This is a genomic window from Yinghuangia sp. YIM S09857, from assembly GCF_051388915.1.
In the GTDB taxonomy this organism is placed as follows: Bacteria; Actinomycetota; Actinomycetes; order Streptomycetales; family Streptomycetaceae; genus Yinghuangia.
The window spans coordinates 109602-125385 of record NZ_JBPKBH010000019.1 but is presented as its reverse complement, the minus strand read 5'-3'; the positions used below and the strand labels follow the sequence as shown (position 1 = coordinate 125385).

Here is a 15784-nt window from a genome sequence, read left to right as displayed (position 1 = left end):
CGCCTGGGTGCGGAGCCGGTCGGCGGCGGCGGCGAGCGCCTCGGCGCCGCGCGCGGCCAACGTGACGGTGCAGCCGTCGCGCAGCAGCCGTGCCGCACTCGCGGAGCCGATGCCTCCGCTGCCGCCGGTGACGAGCGCCCGGTGTCCGGCCAGGGGAAGTGGGGTGGTCATACGTTCTCCTTTGCCGACCCTCGCCGTGTGCCGCGTGCACCCGCTGCGGGCCGAGTACTCATTAATGAATACATTATTCTGTTCAAGGAAGCGATGGGCGACGCTCGGACGCCACGCCCCCGGGCCTGTTTGCCCGGTCGTACGGATGGAGACACGCTCGTGACCGGACCCACCACCGCACCCCAGTTGTCGATGGGGCTGACTTCGTTTTCCGCCGAGGCCCTCAAGGACTGGGACTCTCTGCTGGATCACGCCCGCCTCTACGACCGCGCCGGCGTGGACCGCCTGCTCGTCTCGGACCACATCGCGTTCGGCGAGCGCCTGGAGGAGTACGGGCGTCCGGAGGTCGGCGGGGTGTCCGGCGGGAGGCAGCCCACCGGCCCGGACGGCCACTGGCTGGAGCCGATGACCGTGCTGTCCGCGGTCAGCAGTGTCACGTCCCGGGTCCGCCTCGGCACCAACATCCTCCAGGCCGCGCTGCGCCGCCCCGCGGTGCTCGCCAAGAGCGCGGCCACCCTCGACGTGCTGTCCAAGGGGCGCCTCGACCTCGGCGTGGGTGTGGGGTGGCAGCGCGAGGAGTACGAGGCCGCCGGGCTGGACTTCGAGGGCCGCGGCAAGCTGTTGGACCACACCCTCGCGGTGTGCCGGACGCTGTGGCGCGAACAGCGCGCCGACTTCGCGGACGACCGGCTGCGCTTCGAGGCGGTCCACCAGATGCCCAAGCCCGTGCAGCCGGGCGGTGTGCCGGTGTGGGTCAGCGGAACGGTCAACCGCGCCGTCGCCCGGCGGCTCGCCCGGTTCGGCTCCGGCTGGATCCCGTGGGGGCCCGCGGCGGCCGACATCCGCGAGGGGATCGCGCAAATGCGGCGCGCGGTCGCCGAGTTCGGACGCGAGGACTGGGACATCCAGGTGGTCGGCACCCTTCCGGTCCGCTGCAGCGACGACGGCCGGCCCGACGCCGGCGCTACCTTCGCGCAGGTCCCCGCCCTCGTGGAGGCCGGGGTGACCGACGTGCGCGTGCCTTGGAAGGCGGCTGACGACCTGGATCAGGCCGCAGACGAACTGGCCGCGTTCGTGGCGGCCTTCCGCGCCGCCGCCAAGTGACCGCTGTTGCACACCAAAGTTAATTGTGATTAACATCGGTCCATGGGCGCGCACCAGGAGCTCCCATGGACCGCCGTCGCCGACGGTTGCACCCCGGCCGGGCCGGGCAGTCTGAAACCGGGACCAATGCCCTCACTCGATGTACACCGCGCCGGAGCGTCCGGCTCCGCGCACGGGCGCCGCCGCCGCGCGCTGATTCTCACGCAGGCGGCGGCTCTGTTCGCGGAACGCGGGTTCCACGCCGTGGGCATGGACGACATCGGCGCAGCCGCAGGGGTCACCGGAGCGGCGGTCTACCGTCATTTCGCCAACAAGCCAGCGCTGCTGGTGGGCCTGTTCGACCAAGTGACGGAACAACTCCTGGATGGTGCCCGGGCGATAGTCGACCCGGACCCGACAGCCGGTGCGGACCTCCACGGTGAAGACGGGCCGACGGTACTGGAGCGCCTAGTTGGCGCGCACGTCGGATTCGCGCTCGCCGAACGCAGCCTGATCAAGGTGTACGCACAGGAAGCGCACAACCTGCCGGACGCGGCCCGCAGCCGACTGCGCCGCGTACAGCGCCTCTACGCCGAGGAGTTCGTCCACGTCGTCGTGGATCTTCGCGGAGACCTGACGGACACCCAGGCCCGAGTCCTTGTCCATGCCGCCTTCGGCCTGATGAACTCCGTCGCCGACCACGACTCGGGAATTCCTGCCGACCAGGCCGCGGCCATCCTGCGGGACGCCGCGCTGCGCGTGCTGACCGGTCGGGCCGCCTGAGAACAAGCGGTTCCGCCGCCGACCGGACCGGGCCGACGGACACCGGGCCTACAGACCGGCCAACTCGGCCATCAACGCCAGCGCTTCAGGATCCCTGGTGGCGACCAACAGATCCGTGATGCGTTCGTCGGCATCCCACAAGGCAAATCGGTCGCGGATACGAGCGGTCGGCCCGACGAGGGCCACCTCGTCGACCAGGTCGTCCGGCACCGCCGCGGCTGCTTCGGCGCGGCGCCCCGTCCGGAACAGGTCCTGGACCCGGTCGACCGTGTCCCCGCGTCCGTAGCGTCGCATGAGGTCGGCGTGGAAGTTGCGCTCGGCCGCTCCCATCCCGCCGACGTAGAAGGCGATCGATGCCTTGACCGGCGCCCGTGCGGCGTCGAGGTCGTCCGCCAGGTGGACGGGTACCGTCGGCGCGACCCGGAATCCGGGAGGCCGGTCGCGCAGCGCGTCCGAGTACGCCGCCCGGTTCGTCGGCGACCAGTGCAACGGCAGCCAGCCGTCGGTGACTTCGGTGCTGAGCGCCACGTTCCTCGGGCCCTCGGCGGCGAGCAGGATCGGCAGGTCCGCACGCAGCGGGTGGGTGACGGACTTCAGCGGCCGCCCCAGCCCGGTACCGTCCGCACCCGCGTAGGGGAGGCTGAGGTGGCGTCCGTCCGCGGTCACCTTCCCCTGCCGGTGCAGGACCTGCCGGACGATGTCGACGTATTCGCGGGTGAACCCGAGCGGCCGTGCGGGGAACGGTTGCCCGTGCCAGCCCTCCACGACCTGCGGTCCGGACAGGCCGAGCCCCAGCAGCATCCGTCCGCCCGACAAGTGGTCGAGAGTCAGGGCGTGCATGGCGGTGGCCGTCGGGGTACGCGCGCACATTTGCGCGATCGCGGTTCCCAGGCCGATGCGGGTGGTGTGCGCCGCAATCCACGTGAGCGGGGTGAACGCGTCCGAGCCCCATGCCTCGCTGGTCCACACCGATGCATAGCCCAGTCGCTCGGCTTCCCGGGCCAGATCGACAGAGTCCCTCGGTGGGTGGGCACCCCAGTAGCCGAGGTTCAGCCCCAGATGCATGTGCGCCTCCGGCGGAAGGGGACGGGTTGGTCGGAGTGCCGCGAGATCGGCGGGCAGTGGCGCGTGGTGGTCACCGGCCCCGCCACGTCGGAGTGCGTCCCTCGCGGAAGGCACGGGGTCCCTCTTGTGCGTCCTCGGAGCGGTATACCGGTGCCCACAGCGCTTCGGCCGCATCGAAGGCGGCGTGGCGCGGCTGTTCGAGGGCCAGGTGCACGGTGGCTTTGGACGCTGCCACGGACAGCGGGGCGTTAGCCGCGATGCGCTCACCCAGCGCCTGGGCGTGCGCCGCCAGTTCGGGCCCCGGTACCACGGCGTTGGCCAAGCCGACCTCGTACGCCCGGGCGGCGGTGATCGGGTCGGCGGTGAGCAGCAGTTCCATGGCGATGCGTGGCGGGATCAACGAGGGGAGTGGAACGGCCCACGGGGCACCGCGCCCGACCTTCGCCTCCGTGACGGCGAACCGCGCGTGGTCCGCGGCGACCACGAGATCGCACATCTGGGCCAAGAGGAAGCCGCCGGCGAGCGCGACGCCGTTGACTGCGGCGATGGTCGGCTTCGGCACGTGGATGTTGCGCCCGAACTGTGGAAGGAAGTCCGGTGGCGGCACCCGTAGTTGCTCTCGGGCCATCTCTTTCAGATCTCCGCCTGCGCAGAACGCCTTGTCCCCGGTCCCCGTGAGGACCAGCACATGAGCGTCTGTGTCGTCGTTGAACCGACGTATGCCCGCCCACAGTCCCGCCCGCACCTCGGCCGACAGCGCGTTGCGTGTCACCGGGCGGTTGATTTGCAGCCATGCCACCGGCCCCACCCGGTAGTAGGGGACCGGGTGCTCTGCCTCCGTGTCGACGCGGGTATCGGTCATGACGAACTCCCCGGCGTGGTCACCGGGCCGGTTGAGGTCGTGCTCGCGGTCGCGGTGTCCGCGTCTTCCCGGCCGTCGTCGACCACGACGAGCACGGCACCGTCGTCGACCTGAGCGCCCTCCACGACGAGTAGTTGGGTGACCACACCGTCCGCGGGGGAGCGCAAGGTGTGCTCCATTTTCATCGCCTCAAGCACGGCGACGGGTTGGCCTGCCGCGACTGTCTCGCCGACCGAGACCAGGACCCGGACCACGACCCCCGGCATCGGTGCGGTCAAGGAGCCGGAGTCGGCCTGTTCGGCGATGTCGGGGAAGCGGGGCAGGCGGCGCAGCCGGGCGTGCCCCAATGCGCTTGCCACGTACATCTCGTCCTCGTACGACCGCACGGCGAAGGTACGGCGGACCCCCTTCCAGGTCACCACGACCTGTTCCGGCGCCATGGCCACCACGTCGAGATCACGGACTGACTCTCCGTCGATCTCGACGACCGCGTTCCAGCCCCCGGCGCGTGGGCTGAGCCGGTAGCCGACTTCGACGTCCTCGCCCTCGACCGTGTAGCGGGCCCGTTGCAGGTCGCTGGGAACGTTGCGCCAGCCGGTGGGTACTCGCGTCAGGACCGGTGCCTCCGCGCGGCGGCGTGCCTGATCGGCGAGCGCCGCGGCGGTCACCGAGGCTGTCAGGCGTAGCGCGCCGTTGTGCCCGTCGGCCACGAGCGCGGCCGGGTCGTGCCGTTCGAGGTAGGCCGTGTCGGTGCCGCCTGCCAGGAACTCCGGTTCGCGCAGGATGCCGACCAGCAGGTCCCGATTGGTGACGACGCCATCGACCACCGCGTCGGCGAGGGCGCGCGCGAGCAGGCGCGCGGCTTCGCCGCGGGTCGGTGCATGGGCGATGACCTTGGCGAGCATCGGGTCGTAGTGCGGGGAGACCACGCCGCCGTCCCGGATGCCGCTGTCCACGCGGACTCCGGCGACCGGGGGGATGCGGAACGCGTGCATGGTCCCGCCGGTGGGCAGGAATCCCGCGGTGACGTCCTCGGCGTACAGGCGCGCCTCGATGGCGTGGCCCTGTGTGCCCGCGGCGACGGCGGCCGCGACATCGCCGGGGAGCGGGGCGCCCTCGGCGACCAGCAGTTGCAGGCGAACCAGATCCAGGCCGGTGACGGCTTCGGTGACGGGGTGTTCGACCTGGAGTCGTGTGTTGACCTCAAGGAAGTAGAACGCGCGGTCGGGGGCGAGGATGAACTCGACCGTGCCCGCCCCGACGTAGCCGATTGCCTTGGCCGCGGTGACGGCGGCGGCGGTGAGCTCGGCGCGCAGGACCGGGTCGACCGCCGGTGAGGGAGCCTCTTCGACGATCTTTTGGTGGCGGCGCTGGATCGAGCATTCGCGTTCGAAGAGGTGAACGGCGTTGCCATGGGTGTCGGCGAAGATCTGCACCTCGATGTGGCGCGGTGCCTGAACGTACCGTTCGAGGAAGATCGTTCCGTCGCCGAAGGCCGATGCCGCTTCCCGTGCGGCGGAGGCCACGGCGTCCATGAGCCCGTCCGCGTCGGCCACGATCCGCATGCCGCGTCCGCCGCCGCCGAACGCGGCCTTGACGAGCAGCGGATACCCGATGTCGGCGGCGGCCCGTGCCAACGCGGCGGGTGCGCTCTCGGGGGTGACGACGACGCCGGGCAGGACGGGCACTCCGGCCTTCTCCATGATCGCCTTTGCGGCGGTCTTGGACCCCATGGCCTCGATAACGCCGGGCGGTGGGCCGACGAAGCGCAGGCCGGCCTCCGCGCACGCGGCGGCGAACCCGGCGTTCTCGGACAGGAATCCGTACCCCGGGTGTACGGCGTCGCATCCGGTGGCACGAGCGGCGGAGACGATCAGATCCCCGCGCAGGTAGGTCTCGGCGGGGCTGACTCCGGGAAGGCGCACGGCTTCGTCGGCGGCATCGACGTGGGGGTGGTGTGCGTCGGCGTCGGAGAACACGGCCACGGTGCCGATGCCCATGGCGTGCGCGGTGGCGATGACCCGCTCGGCGATCTCGCCGCGGTTGGCCACCAGCAGTTTGCGGATGGCGGTCATGGGGGCTCCTGGGAATTCGGGGCACTCGGAGGCCGAGTGCCTGCGGGCGCGAGCGGCGTCGGCAAGGCCGACGGCAGGTCTCACATGCGGAAGACGCCGAAGCCGCGGCGGCCGGCGACCTCGTCGGAGTGCGCCGCCGACAGGGTCAGTCCGAGGACGGTACGGGTGTCGCGAGGGTCGATGACGCCGTCGTCGTAGAGGCGGGAGGTGATGAAGAAGGGGTGGGACTCGGCGTCGATCTGCGCGTGGATCGCCTTGCGCCGCGCCTCGTCGGCGTCGGCGTCGAACGGACGCCCCGCAGCTTCCGCCGCCTGCCTGCCGACGATGGACAGGACCCCGGCGAGTTGCTCGGCGCCCATTACGGCGAGCCTCGCGCTCGGCCAGGCGAACATGAACCGCGGGTCGTACGCGCGCCCGGACATGCCGTAGTTGCCCGCGCCGTACGATCCGCCGATGTTGAGCGAGATGTGCGGCACCGTGCTGTTGGCCACGGCGTTGATCATCTTGGCGCCGTCCTTGACGATCCCGCCCTGCTCGTAGCGGGTGCCGACCATATAGCCGGTCGTGTTGTGCAGGAACACCAGCGGAGTGTCGGTCTGGTTGGCCAGGAGGATGAACTCCGTGGCCTTCTTCGCCTCTTCGCTGAACAGCACGCCCCGCGCATTGGCCAGCACGCCCACGGGGAAGCCGTGCACGGACGCCCACCCGGTGACCAGGGAGGTGCCGTACAGCGGCTTGTACTCCTCGAAGCGGGACCCGTCGACGACCCGTGCGAGGACCTCGCGAGGGTCGAACGGCACCCGCGGATCCGCGGGGATCAGCCCGAGGATCTCCTCGCGGTCGTAGCGTGGTTCGTTGGACGCGCGCACCGCGCCGTAGCCGAGCTTGCGCCAGTTCAGGTCTGCCATGATCTGGCGTCCGATCCGGATGCACTCGTGCTCGTCCCGAGCGAAGTAGTCCGAGACGCCGGAGATGCGCGAGTGCATGTCGGCACCGCCGAGTTCCTCGTCGTCCGCATCCTCGCCGGTGGCCATCTTGACCAGGGGAGGGCCGCCGAGGAAGACCTTGGCCTGCTTGTCGACCATAACGGCGTAGTCGCACATCCCGGGGACGTACGCCCCGCCCGCGGTCGAGCTGCCGAACACCAGGGCCACGGTGGGGATTCCGCGTGCCGACAGCGCGGTCAGGTCGTGGAACATCTTCCCGGCGGGGACGAAGATGTCCGCCTGCGACGGCAGGTCCGCGCCGCCGGACTCCACCAGGTTGATCACGGGGAGCCGGTTACGGCCCGCGATCTCCAGGGCCCGGAGGGTCTTCTTGATGGTCCAGGGGTTCAACGAGCCGCCGCGGACGGTCGGGTCGTGCGCGATGACCACGCACTCGACACCGCTGACCACGCCGACGCCGGTGACGAGCGCGGCCCCGACGGTGAACTCGGTGCCCCAGGCGGCGAGCGTGGACAGCTCCAGGAACGGCGCGTCCTGGTCCAGCAGCAGTTCGATGCGTTCGCGGGCGGTCATGCGGCCGCGGGCGCGGTGCCGGTCCACGTACCTGGGGCCACCGCCGGCGCGGGCGAGGTCGAGTTGATCGTCCAGGAGGCCGATGGCTGCCAGTTGTGCGGTGCGGTTGGCTTCGTACGCATCGCCGGACAGCTCGGCACGGGAATGCAGGACCGGCATGGGGCCTCCATGTCTGGGCGCGTGTGCGCGGGCGGCGCGCGGCGGGCGAGGTGGTCCGGGACGGTCGGTGACCAGGGCGGGGACCAGGCAGGTGCTGCCCGGCCGTCAAGGCCGGGCAGCGTGCACGGCGGGACCGGGCATCGCCGCCCGACAGGCGCGAATTCGTCCCGGAGGGGCGGGCCTCGTCGTGCATCAAGAACGTTAACCGCAAATAACATTGAAGGCAACGCTTCTGCCGCTCGGCGGCAAAGGTCCTGCGAAGTCACAGTAATAGTCGAAGGATGCACCCGTGGCGCGGCGGGCGAGCGGGACGCTTCGGTCAGAAAGTAAATGGTGGATAACGCTTTGGAGGGATGCCGAAAGGCCGCCGCGGCGGACCGGCGCACCGGTGCCGGTCCACTGCGGCGGCTGCTGGGGGCTACGCGTCGCGCAGCGGGCGGTCGGCGATCCAGTCGAAAGTCAGCGTGCGGGTGCGGATGCGCCAACCCTGGCCTGTGCGTTCGTAGGCGTCGCGGTAGCGGATGGACATGAGGGTGTCGCGGTCCGCCCCGTCCTGCTCGTAGATGTGGTGCGCCAGGCAGTACGTCTCGCCCTCGGCGGTATCGCCGTCGATGCGCGCGGTGTGGTTGCCCACGAAGTGTGTGGTCGTCCGGTAGCGGTCGAGGTCCGCCAATGCGCCGGCGATCGCCGCGCGCCCGGCGAGGACTTCGGCCTGTCCGGGACCGCGCTCAAGGACGAGGTGTCCGTCGGGGACGAAGCATGCCGCGACCGCATGGGGCAGCCGTCGGTCGGCGTTGCCGGCGTAGTCCTGGACGAGGTCGCGAAGCGCGGTGCGGTCCGCCAGGAACTGCATGGTCGGGTCCATCGTCGCCTCAGGGAACGTACAGGGCCAGGCACTCGGCGACGCAGACCGGCTTGGTGACACCGTCCGCCTCGACGACCTGGCGTACGACGGCGATCTTGCCGCGCTCGGCGTCGAGGACGTCGAGGAGTTCGGCGGTGGACCGGACCCGCGAGCCGGACGGCACCGGAGCGGGGAAGCGCACCTTGTTGACGCCGTAGTTGACGGCCATCGACAGACCGTCCACGCGGAATATCTCGGCCGCGAACGACGGCAGCAGCGCAAGGGTCAGGTAGCCGTGCGCGATCGTGCCGCCGAACGGCCCGTCCTCGGCCCGTTCCGCGTCCACATGGATCCACTGGTGGTCGCCGGTGGCGTCGGCGAAGCGGTCGATGCGCTCCTGGGTCACCGTGACCCAGTCGCTCGTGCCGAGGATCTGCCCCTTGGCGAGCGCGAGTTCGTGCAGATTCGCGAAGGCACGCATGTGCTGGTGTTCTCCTGCCTCAGGTGACGGTGTCGGCGGACGGGTGCGCTGCGGGCAGGCAGCGCGCCCGCCAGTGCCGATCAGAGGTTCCAGATGCGTTTGGCGTTGCCCGACAGCATCAGTTCGCGCTCGTCCGCGGGGATCCCGGCGAACTGCTCGTCCACGAGGGCGCGCGACCGGGGCCAACTGGTCACCGGGTGCGGGTAGTCCGTGGACCACAGCATGTTGCGGACGCCGATCTCGTGGCGCAGCTTGTGCAGTGTCAGAGGTTCCTCGATGAACGTCACGTGGACCTGCCGGTGGAAGTAGAAGCTCGGCAGTTCCTTGAGCCCGAACTCGTAGTCCTGGCGGGTGACCTGGTCGTCCACGGTGTTCAGCCACCACGGCACCCACCCCATGCCCGGCTCCACGAAGACCAGCTTCAGGTCGGGGTAGCGCTCCAGCACGCCGGTGCAGATGAACATGCCGAACGCCTCGGCCGTCATCAGCCCGGTGACCGGGACCATGATGCCCTTCTGCGGCGTGGGGTCGCGGCGTCCGAGGTCGTCGAGGTTGGTGTTGAGCCCGATGTGCAGGCACACCGGCAGCCCGGTGTCGCAGATCTTCGACCACAGCGGGCGGTACCGCTCGTCGTAGTAGTCCGGCAGCCCCAGTTCGGACGGGTTCACGGGCAGTTGCAGCGACTTGGCGCCGGCCGCGGCGACGCGGTCGACCTCGGCCACCGCGTGGTCGATGTCGTGGATCGGGATCTGGTACGAGAGCACCAGGCGCTCGGGGTCGACCGCGGCGAATTCGGACAGCGCGTCGTTGAAGCCGCGCGACGCCTCCCGCCAGCCGTCCTTCATCAGGTAGAGGTAGCGGAAGCCGGACACCTCGCAGTAGAGCACCTCGATGTCGACGCCGTCGGCGTCCATGTCCTTGAGCCGCTCGTGCGCGTCGTGGTGCCCGGCCCGCCCGGCCGCCGCGTACGTGCGGTGCTGGAAGGAGGCGCGGTTGGCGGCCCCGGCGCCCGCGGCGCGGCGCATCCCGGCCGCGAGTTCGGCGACCGCCTTGTCGTACTCGTCATGGATGCGGGACGGCAGGTGGGCCTTGATGCGTTCCTGCGTGAGGTTGACGTGCGAGTCGGCGGAGATGAGCCGCTCGGGTGCCATGGTCATCCTGGTCTCCTTCAAGGGGCGTGCGCAGACAGCGGGCACGGGCGCATGCGCCTGGCGTCGCTGCGGACCCGGCCACGGCGCGGACGCGGCGGCCTGGGAACGCCCTCTGACGCTGTGCCCGACGCCCGGGGCGAGGCAGCGCGACTGTCTGCAAGCTGAGCATAGTACTTACTATGGACGATTCCCAGGGGGCCGTTCGAGATTTCCCCGCCAGCGGTCTGCACGGCGTAGTTCCCACGGCCCGCTTCGGGGTCAGCGGTCCTGCCAGGCGGGCGTGCGCCGCTCGACGAATGCAAGCGCGCCCTCGCGTGCGTCCGCGGACGCGAGTATGGGCGCTGCCAGGGGGTCTTGGTGGGTGAACGCCTCTTCGATCGGCAGGCTCGCCAGTTGTGTGACGATCTGCTTGGACACGGCGACCGCCCGGGGTTCGTTCGCGATGATCCGCTGGGCCAGTCCGAGCGCGCCTTCGAGCGCCTTGCCCGGTTCCGTAAGCCGGTTCACCAGCCCGAGGCGCAGTGCGTCGGCGGCAGGCAACGGGTCGCCGGTGAGCGCCAGTTCGAGGGCGACGGCTTCCGGGACGCGGCGTGGCAGCCGCAGCAGGCCACCCGCGGCGGCGATCAGGCCGCGCTTCACCTCGGGCAGACCGAACCGAGCGTCGTCGGCCGCCACCACCAGATCGCATGCCAGGACGATCTCGAATCCACCGGCCAGGGCGTAGCCCTCGACAGCGGCAATGACCGGCTTGCTCGGTGGCAGTCCGGCGATACCGGCGAACCCGCGGCGCGGGTGGAACGCATGCTCCCCGTCGGCGAACGCGCGTAGGTCCATGCCCGCACAGAACGCGCCACCCGCCCCGGTGACGACTGCGACCTCCAGGTCGTCGCGATCCTCGAACTCGTCAATGGCCGCGGCGACCAAGGCGCTCACAGCGGCCGTGACGGCGTTTCGGGCATGTGGGCGGTTCAGTGTGATCAGCATGACGCGATCGGTGCGTTCGACGGTCACTTCGTTGGCCACAGGGTCCTCCGAGCTCTGTTGTGTGCCCTGTCCCGCAGGGGCCGGGGCCAGGGCTTTGCGGTCAGCGTCCCGACGGTTCGGGCTTGGGGACCAGGGCCTCAGGGACGGGGACATGGCGTGAACGGACGAACTCGGCCAACCCCTTGGCCTGCGCGTCCGGGCGGGTCGTGGACGCGACGCCGTCCCCGAGGAGGCCGGTCACGACGAAGTTCACCGCGTGAAGGTTGGCGAACTCGAAGCGGTGCACCACGAGATCACGGGTCTCGGGCACGAGCTCACGGAACCGCTCGACGGTCAGGAAGGCGCGCAGCCACGGGTACGCGGCCGGGTCTCGCGCCCAGACGCCGACGTTGGCGTCACCGCCTTTGTCTCCGGACCGCGCGCCGCACAGTATTCCCAGGGGGAGGACGCGGTGCGGCTCTGCCGGAGGAGTGGCGGCGTGTGCGGAGTGCGGCGTTGATGCGTGCGGTTGGTGCGGGGGAGCTGGTGGCGCCCCGCCAGCGGGAGTGTGCGCGATGACCTCTCGGGTGCCGTCCGGCAACACCACCGCCGGGTGGACCTCGTCCGCCTGTACCAGCGCGGGACGGTAGATGCCGTAGGCACTGGCTGCCGTCGGCGGCGTGGTGGTGTACGCGCCACTGAACGAGGAGGTGAGCAGTTCGGTGACGGCGGCAGAGAACCGCCGGTCCACCGCGGCGCGGTCATGGTGTTTGACGGTGATACGCAGGTGGGCCGTGGCCTGCTCCTGGCACGCCGCGTCCGGCCGGTCGAACCGCAGGAGCCGCACGTCCGCGGTTGCGTCGGCCGCCCGCAGGCTCTCGTGGAGCATCGCCATCGCGTGGCGTGCCTTGGCGTCGATGTCGAGTCCGGTGATGGCCAGGGTCATGGTGTTGCGGAATCCGCCCTCGGCGTTGAGCGCGACCTTGAGCCGTCCGCCGGGGGCCGTGCCCCGGGCACCGCTGATCTCGACGCGGTCGGGGTCCAGTTGACGGAGCGTCAGGCTGCCGAAGTCGGCAATGACGTCGGGTCCTTGGTACTGCGGCGGGCCGACCTCGTAGAGCAGTTGCGCGGTGACGGTGCCCGTGTTGACCACCCCGCCGTCGCCGGGATGTTTGGTGATCACCGAGGTTCCGTCGGCGGCGATCTCGGCGATCGGGAAGCCGGGGCGCCGGTGGTCGGGGAGTTCGTCGAGGAACGGGTAGTTGCCGCCGGTGGCCTGGGGTCCGCATTCGATGACGTGTCCTGCGGCGACCGCACCGGCCAGGGCGTCGAAGGCTTCCCTGGGCCAGCCGTGCCACCAGGCCGCCGGACCGGAGACCAGTGCCGCGTCGGTGGTCCGGGGGCACACCACGATGTCCGCACCGGCATCCAGGGCGCGGGTGATGGCCCACCCGCCGAGGTAGGCGTTGGCGGTGACGATGTCGTCGAGTCCGCGGTCGATCTTGCCGCCGCCGAGGCCGTGCAGGTCGCCCGCGGCGTGGAGTTCGGGGATCCTGCCGACGAGGTCGTCGCCCTCGACGCAGGCGATCCTTGGTGCGAGGCCGAGGCGTTCGGCGAGTGCGGCCAGGTCGGCCGCCAGACCTCGCGGGTTCAGGCCGCCGGCATTGCTGACGATGCGGACGCCGCGGTCCAGGCAGGTGCCCAACACCTGTTCCATCTGGGTGAGGAAGGTCTTTGCGTACCCCGCCCGCGGATCCTTGCGTCGTGCCTTCCACAGGATCAGCATGGTCAGCTCGGCGAGGTAGTCGCCGGTCAGCACGTCGATCGGACCGCCCTCGACGACTTCCCGTGCGGCGGCGACGCGGTCGCCGTAGAAGCCGGAGCAGTTCGCGATGCGCACCGGGCGCCGAGGGGTAGTGGTCCGGTCGTCGGTCATGGGGCGCTCCTGGTGCCCGTCATCGCCTCTCGGCCCGTGCCGGTCGGCCCGGCGAACGCCTGGGCGATCGACAGCCATTGCCGGGCCACGTCCCCTTCGGCGTTCAGTGCTGTGTCGGCGCGGTGGCGACGCTGGGTGACGACGAGGCAGAAGTCGTGCGCTGTGCCCGTGACAGCGTCCGCGGCGTTTGGTGGGCCCCAGGTCCAGGAGTCGCCGCCAGGACTGGTGAGGGTTACCCGGACCGGACGCTGCGGTGCGGGCAGGCCGTGGACCGTGAAGCTGAATGCCATCGTGCGGACGCCGATGTGGGCGATGTGTCGGAGGCGTTCGGTGGGCTGCCGCTCGATGCCGAGGCCGTCGGCCACATCCTGGATGTGCGCCCAGGTCTCCATCAGTCGTGCCGTGGCCGAAGTGGTGGGGGACATCGGTGGCCCGTACCACGGCAGCTTGAGAGCGGGATTGGCGCCGCGGAAGTCGTGGAGCAACTGCTCGCGTGCGCGGCGGAACCACGATGCGAGGCGGTGGGGCGCCAGGTGTCGCAGGTCCCAGGCGATCTGGTCGGGAAAGTTCGGCCCGCGCGCGGTGTCGCCGTCCGCGAGCCGGCGGAACGCCGCCGGGTTGGTCAGTGCCAGGCGGGCGGTGTCGTCGAAGCGTGCCAGGTGGCTGATCTGGTCGCGGACCATCCAGCCTTCCGCGGGGGTGGGGGCGTCCCAGTCCGCCGCGGTGAGGGACGCCACGACGCGAAAGGCGTCTGCCGATTCTGCCGCGAGATCGTCGACGACCGCGGCGAGACGAGCATCCGAGTCGGAGAGGGGCATCTCAGGGTCCCTTCCTGGCATGGGGCCGGTGGTGCGGGCATGGTGAGACCGCGCAGAAGTTAACGGCAAATAACAACTGATCGCAATGGTGGCGCTGGCTCATCGCTCGAACAGCGCTGTCACGGCACGGGATTCTGGCCCTCATCTCGCCAGGGTGCGTGCGGTGCCGTTGTTAACCAGCGGTTAGGCGAAGACGGCGCGCCCATTGCTCGGATTTTACGCGTCGTGCATAGTACTCACTATGGCCAACGCTCTTGCCCAAAGTCCAGAGCTGCCCGCCGAACGGACCCGTCAGCACGACACATGGAGGTGTCATGGCCCGTCGCGACAGCGCGACCCGCGTCCTGCCCGAAGAGATCAACGCGCTGCGTGACCCGGTCCGTGAGGCGGTCGCGGGGGTGACCGCAAAGTTCTCTCGCGAGGACTGGCTCGCTGCGACCCGGGACGGCCGTTTCCCCACCGAGGCCTGGGATCTCATGGCCCGTCAGGGCCTCCTCGGTCTCGGCGTGCCCGAGGAGTTCGGCGGGTCCGGGGGCGGCCTGACCGAAGAGGTCGCCGCCATGGAAGCCATGGCGGAGGCCGGTGTCCCGCTCGTGCTCTTCCTGCTCACGGTCTTCGCGCGCACCCCGATACTGCTGCACGGCACCCCGGAGCAGCGGCAGCGGTTCGTCGCCCCCACCGCGGACGGTGGCAGCTCGCTCTGCTTCGCCATCACCGAACCCGACGCCGGCACGAACTCGTTCGCCATCAGCACCACCGCGGTCCCCGACGGTAGTGGCGGCTACCTGCTCAACGGGCAGAAGATCTTCATCTCCGGCGTCGACGCCGCGGACCGCATGATGGTCGTCGCCCGTTCCACGCGGCTGGCCGACGCTCCCGACCGGCGGCACGGGTTCTCGCTCCTGGTCCTCGACGTGAACAGCCCGGGTGTGTCCTTCACGCCGCTGGACATGGGCCTGGTCATGCCGGACCGGCAGTTCACGGTGCACTTCGACAACGTCCAGGTGCCGGCCGAGAACATCATCGGCGCGCCCGACGACGGATTCCGGTACCTCTTCGACGCGCTCAACCCGGAGCGCATGCTGGCCGCCGCCTGGGCGCTGGGCCTGGGCGACTACGCCCTGAACAAGGCCGTGCGGTATGCGCGCGACCGCAGTCCCTTCGGCAAACCGATCGGCGCCTACCAGGCCATCCAGCACCCGCTCGCGCAGGCGCGGACCCGTCTCGACGCCGCTCGTTTGATGATGTACACCGCCACCCGGCAGTTCGACGCGGGGATGGACGCAGCGTATGCCGCCAACGCCGCGAAACTCCTCGCCTCGCAAGCGGCCGTCGAGGCCTGTGACGCCGCGATCCAGACCCATGGCGGATACGCCTTCACCGATGAGTACGACGTGTCCGCCATCTGGGGTGTGACCCGCCTCATCAAGGTCGTCCCCGTCAACAACGAGGTCGTCCTCAACCACATCGGCGAGCACGTGCTCGGACTGCCGCGGTCCTGACCGAATCCGCCGCACCGGCACCCCGCCCCGCGCACCGCCGCACGAGCACCGCAGGACAGCCCATGATCGGTCAGTCTCCCGCCGCCACGGGACCGTTGCACGGCGTGCGCGTGGCGGCGCTGGGCACCGGCGCCTGTGCCGAGCACGCCCGCGTACTCGCCGCGCTGCTCGGCGCCGCCGCGGCGCTGCCCGACGAATCGCCCGACCTCGTCGTCGATCTCGCCGCCGCGCCGGACGCGGCGCAGGACTGGGCCGACTCCGGCGCGGCGAACCTGACCGGCCGCCCCGACGGTCCCGCGCCGCCCCCGGCGGGCACTCCCGCATCGGCGGTGCGAGCGGCCCTCGCACTTCTGTCCGAACTCATCCGCGTG

Annotated in this window: 15 protein-coding genes; 4 read left to right on the top strand and 11 right to left on the bottom strand. The window is 70.6% G+C overall.

All coding sequences use genetic code 11. From position 1 onward, the window contains the following. A partial coding sequence (locus ACRX5S_RS31545; protein ID WP_436776634.1) for an SDR family NAD(P)-dependent oxidoreductase occupies positions 1–171 on the bottom strand: 171 nt, incomplete at its 3' end. 159 nt (positions 172–330) lie between these two features. On the opposite strand from ACRX5S_RS31545, the gene ACRX5S_RS31540 reads away from it, so the two are divergent. Together ACRX5S_RS31540 and ACRX5S_RS31535 are read left to right on the top strand one after the other, a co-directional pair. After that, positions 331–1275 carry a TIGR03619 family F420-dependent LLM class oxidoreductase gene (locus tag ACRX5S_RS31540; RefSeq protein ID WP_436776576.1) on the top strand — a complete coding sequence of 315 codons (945 nt, stop codon included), beginning with the start codon at positions 331–333 and terminating at the stop codon, positions 1273–1275. A 126-nt stretch (positions 1276–1401) separates the two neighbouring features. Continuing rightward, a complete protein-coding gene (locus tag ACRX5S_RS31535) occupies positions 1402–2037 on the top strand; it encodes a TetR/AcrR family transcriptional regulator (protein WP_436776575.1) in 636 nt (211 codons plus the stop codon). 48 nt (positions 2038–2085) lie between these two features. Here the strand turns inward: ACRX5S_RS31535 and ACRX5S_RS31530 are convergent, their stop codons facing one another. The 10 genes from ACRX5S_RS31530 to ACRX5S_RS31485 all read right to left on the bottom strand — a co-directional run bounded on the left by ACRX5S_RS31530 (position 2086) and on the right by ACRX5S_RS31485 (position 13911). Then, positions 2086–3102, bottom strand: coding sequence for an LLM class F420-dependent oxidoreductase (locus ACRX5S_RS31530; protein ID WP_436776574.1), 1017 nt, complete (start codon positions 3100–3102; stop codon positions 2086–2088). 70 nt (positions 3103–3172) lie between these two features. Beyond that, positions 3173–3964 (bottom strand): enoyl-CoA hydratase/isomerase family protein, encoded by a 792-nt coding sequence (locus ACRX5S_RS31525; RefSeq protein WP_436776573.1) that lies wholly within the window; start codon positions 3962–3964, stop codon positions 3173–3175. Beyond that, entirely contained in the window at positions 3961–6039 is a 2079-nt protein-coding gene (locus tag ACRX5S_RS31520; protein ID WP_436776572.1) for an acetyl/propionyl/methylcrotonyl-CoA carboxylase subunit alpha, read from the bottom strand. The genes ACRX5S_RS31525 and ACRX5S_RS31520 overlap by 4 nt, the downstream gene beginning before the upstream one ends. Positions 6040–6119: 80 nt before the next feature. Next, positions 6120–7718 carry an acyl-CoA carboxylase subunit beta gene (locus tag ACRX5S_RS31515; protein WP_436776571.1) on the bottom strand — a complete coding sequence of 533 codons (1599 nt, stop codon included), beginning with the start codon at positions 7716–7718 and terminating at the stop codon, positions 6120–6122. Between the two features lie 418 nt (positions 7719–8136). After that, positions 8137–8583 carry a nuclear transport factor 2 family protein gene (locus ACRX5S_RS31510; RefSeq protein ID WP_436776570.1) on the bottom strand — a complete coding sequence of 149 codons (447 nt, stop codon included), beginning with the start codon at positions 8581–8583 and terminating at the stop codon, positions 8137–8139. A 7-nt stretch (positions 8584–8590) separates the two neighbouring features. Beyond that, the gene (locus ACRX5S_RS31505) at positions 8591–9043 is read right to left on the bottom strand and encodes a MaoC family dehydratase (protein ID WP_436776569.1); all 453 of its coding nucleotides are present in this window, start codon (positions 9041–9043) and stop codon (positions 8591–8593) included. 80 nt (positions 9044–9123) lie between these two features. Further along, entirely contained in the window at positions 9124–10200 is a 1077-nt protein-coding gene (locus ACRX5S_RS31500; protein WP_436776568.1) for an amidohydrolase family protein, read from the bottom strand. 252 nt (positions 10201–10452) lie between these two features. Beyond that, positions 10453–11205, bottom strand: a complete 753-nt coding sequence (locus tag ACRX5S_RS31495; RefSeq protein WP_436776567.1) for a crotonase/enoyl-CoA hydratase family protein — start codon at positions 11203–11205, stop codon at positions 10453–10455. A gap of 73 nt (positions 11206–11278) precedes the next feature. Further along, positions 11279–13093, bottom strand: a complete 1815-nt coding sequence (locus ACRX5S_RS31490) for an acyclic terpene utilization AtuA family protein (protein WP_436776566.1) — start codon at positions 13091–13093, stop codon at positions 11279–11281. Then, positions 13090–13911 (bottom strand): TIGR03084 family metal-binding protein, encoded by an 822-nt coding sequence (locus ACRX5S_RS31485; RefSeq protein ID WP_436776565.1) that lies wholly within the window; start codon positions 13909–13911, stop codon positions 13090–13092. Before ACRX5S_RS31485 ends, ACRX5S_RS31490 begins: the two co-directional genes overlap by 4 nt. A 314-nt stretch (positions 13912–14225) precedes the next feature. On the opposite strand from ACRX5S_RS31485, the gene ACRX5S_RS31480 reads away from it, so the two are divergent. Together ACRX5S_RS31480 and ACRX5S_RS31475 are read left to right on the top strand one after the other, a co-directional pair. Continuing rightward, on the top strand, positions 14226–15413 hold the full coding sequence (locus ACRX5S_RS31480; protein ID WP_436776564.1) for an acyl-CoA dehydrogenase family protein: 1188 nt from the start codon (positions 14226–14228) through the stop codon (positions 15411–15413). Between the two features lie 62 nt (positions 15414–15475). Further along, on the top strand, positions 15476–15784 hold a 309-nt coding region (locus tag ACRX5S_RS31475; RefSeq protein ID WP_436776563.1), incomplete at its 3' end, for a hypothetical protein.

What these genes read in the sequence shown, in the direction of transcription:
- ACRX5S_RS31510 (WP_436776570.1), bottom strand. Translation starts at nt 8,583, where the DNA reads ATGGACCCGACCATGCAGTTCCTGGCGGACCGCACCGCGCTTCGCGAC.
- ACRX5S_RS31515 (WP_436776571.1), bottom strand. Translation starts at nt 7,718, where the DNA reads ATGCCGGTCCTGCATTCCCGTGCCGAGCTGTCCGGCGATGCGTACGAA.
- ACRX5S_RS31520 (WP_436776572.1), bottom strand. Translation starts at nt 6,039, where the DNA reads ATGACCGCCATCCGCAAACTGCTGGTGGCCAACCGCGGCGAGATCGCC.
- ACRX5S_RS31525 (WP_436776573.1), bottom strand. Translation starts at nt 3,964, where the DNA reads ATGACCGATACCCGCGTCGACACGGAGGCAGAGCACCCGGTCCCCTAC.
- ACRX5S_RS31480 (WP_436776564.1), top strand. Translation starts at nt 14,226, where the DNA reads ATGGCCCGTCGCGACAGCGCGACCCGCGTCCTGCCCGAAGAGATCAAC.
- ACRX5S_RS31485 (WP_436776565.1), bottom strand. Translation starts at nt 13,911, where the DNA reads ATGCCCCTCTCCGACTCGGATGCTCGTCTCGCCGCGGTCGTCGACGAT.
- ACRX5S_RS31505 (WP_436776569.1), bottom strand. Translation starts at nt 9,043, where the DNA reads ATGCGTGCCTTCGCGAATCTGCACGAACTCGCGCTCGCCAAGGGGCAG.
- ACRX5S_RS31535 (WP_436776575.1), top strand. Translation starts at nt 1,402, where the DNA reads ATGCCCTCACTCGATGTACACCGCGCCGGAGCGTCCGGCTCCGCGCAC.
- ACRX5S_RS31490 (WP_436776566.1), bottom strand. Translation starts at nt 13,093, where the DNA reads ATGACCGACGACCGGACCACTACCCCTCGGCGCCCGGTGCGCATCGCG.
- ACRX5S_RS31500 (WP_436776568.1), bottom strand. Translation starts at nt 10,200, where the DNA reads ATGACCATGGCACCCGAGCGGCTCATCTCCGCCGACTCGCACGTCAAC.
- ACRX5S_RS31530 (WP_436776574.1), bottom strand. Translation starts at nt 3,102, where the DNA reads ATGCATCTGGGGCTGAACCTCGGCTACTGGGGTGCCCACCCACCGAGG.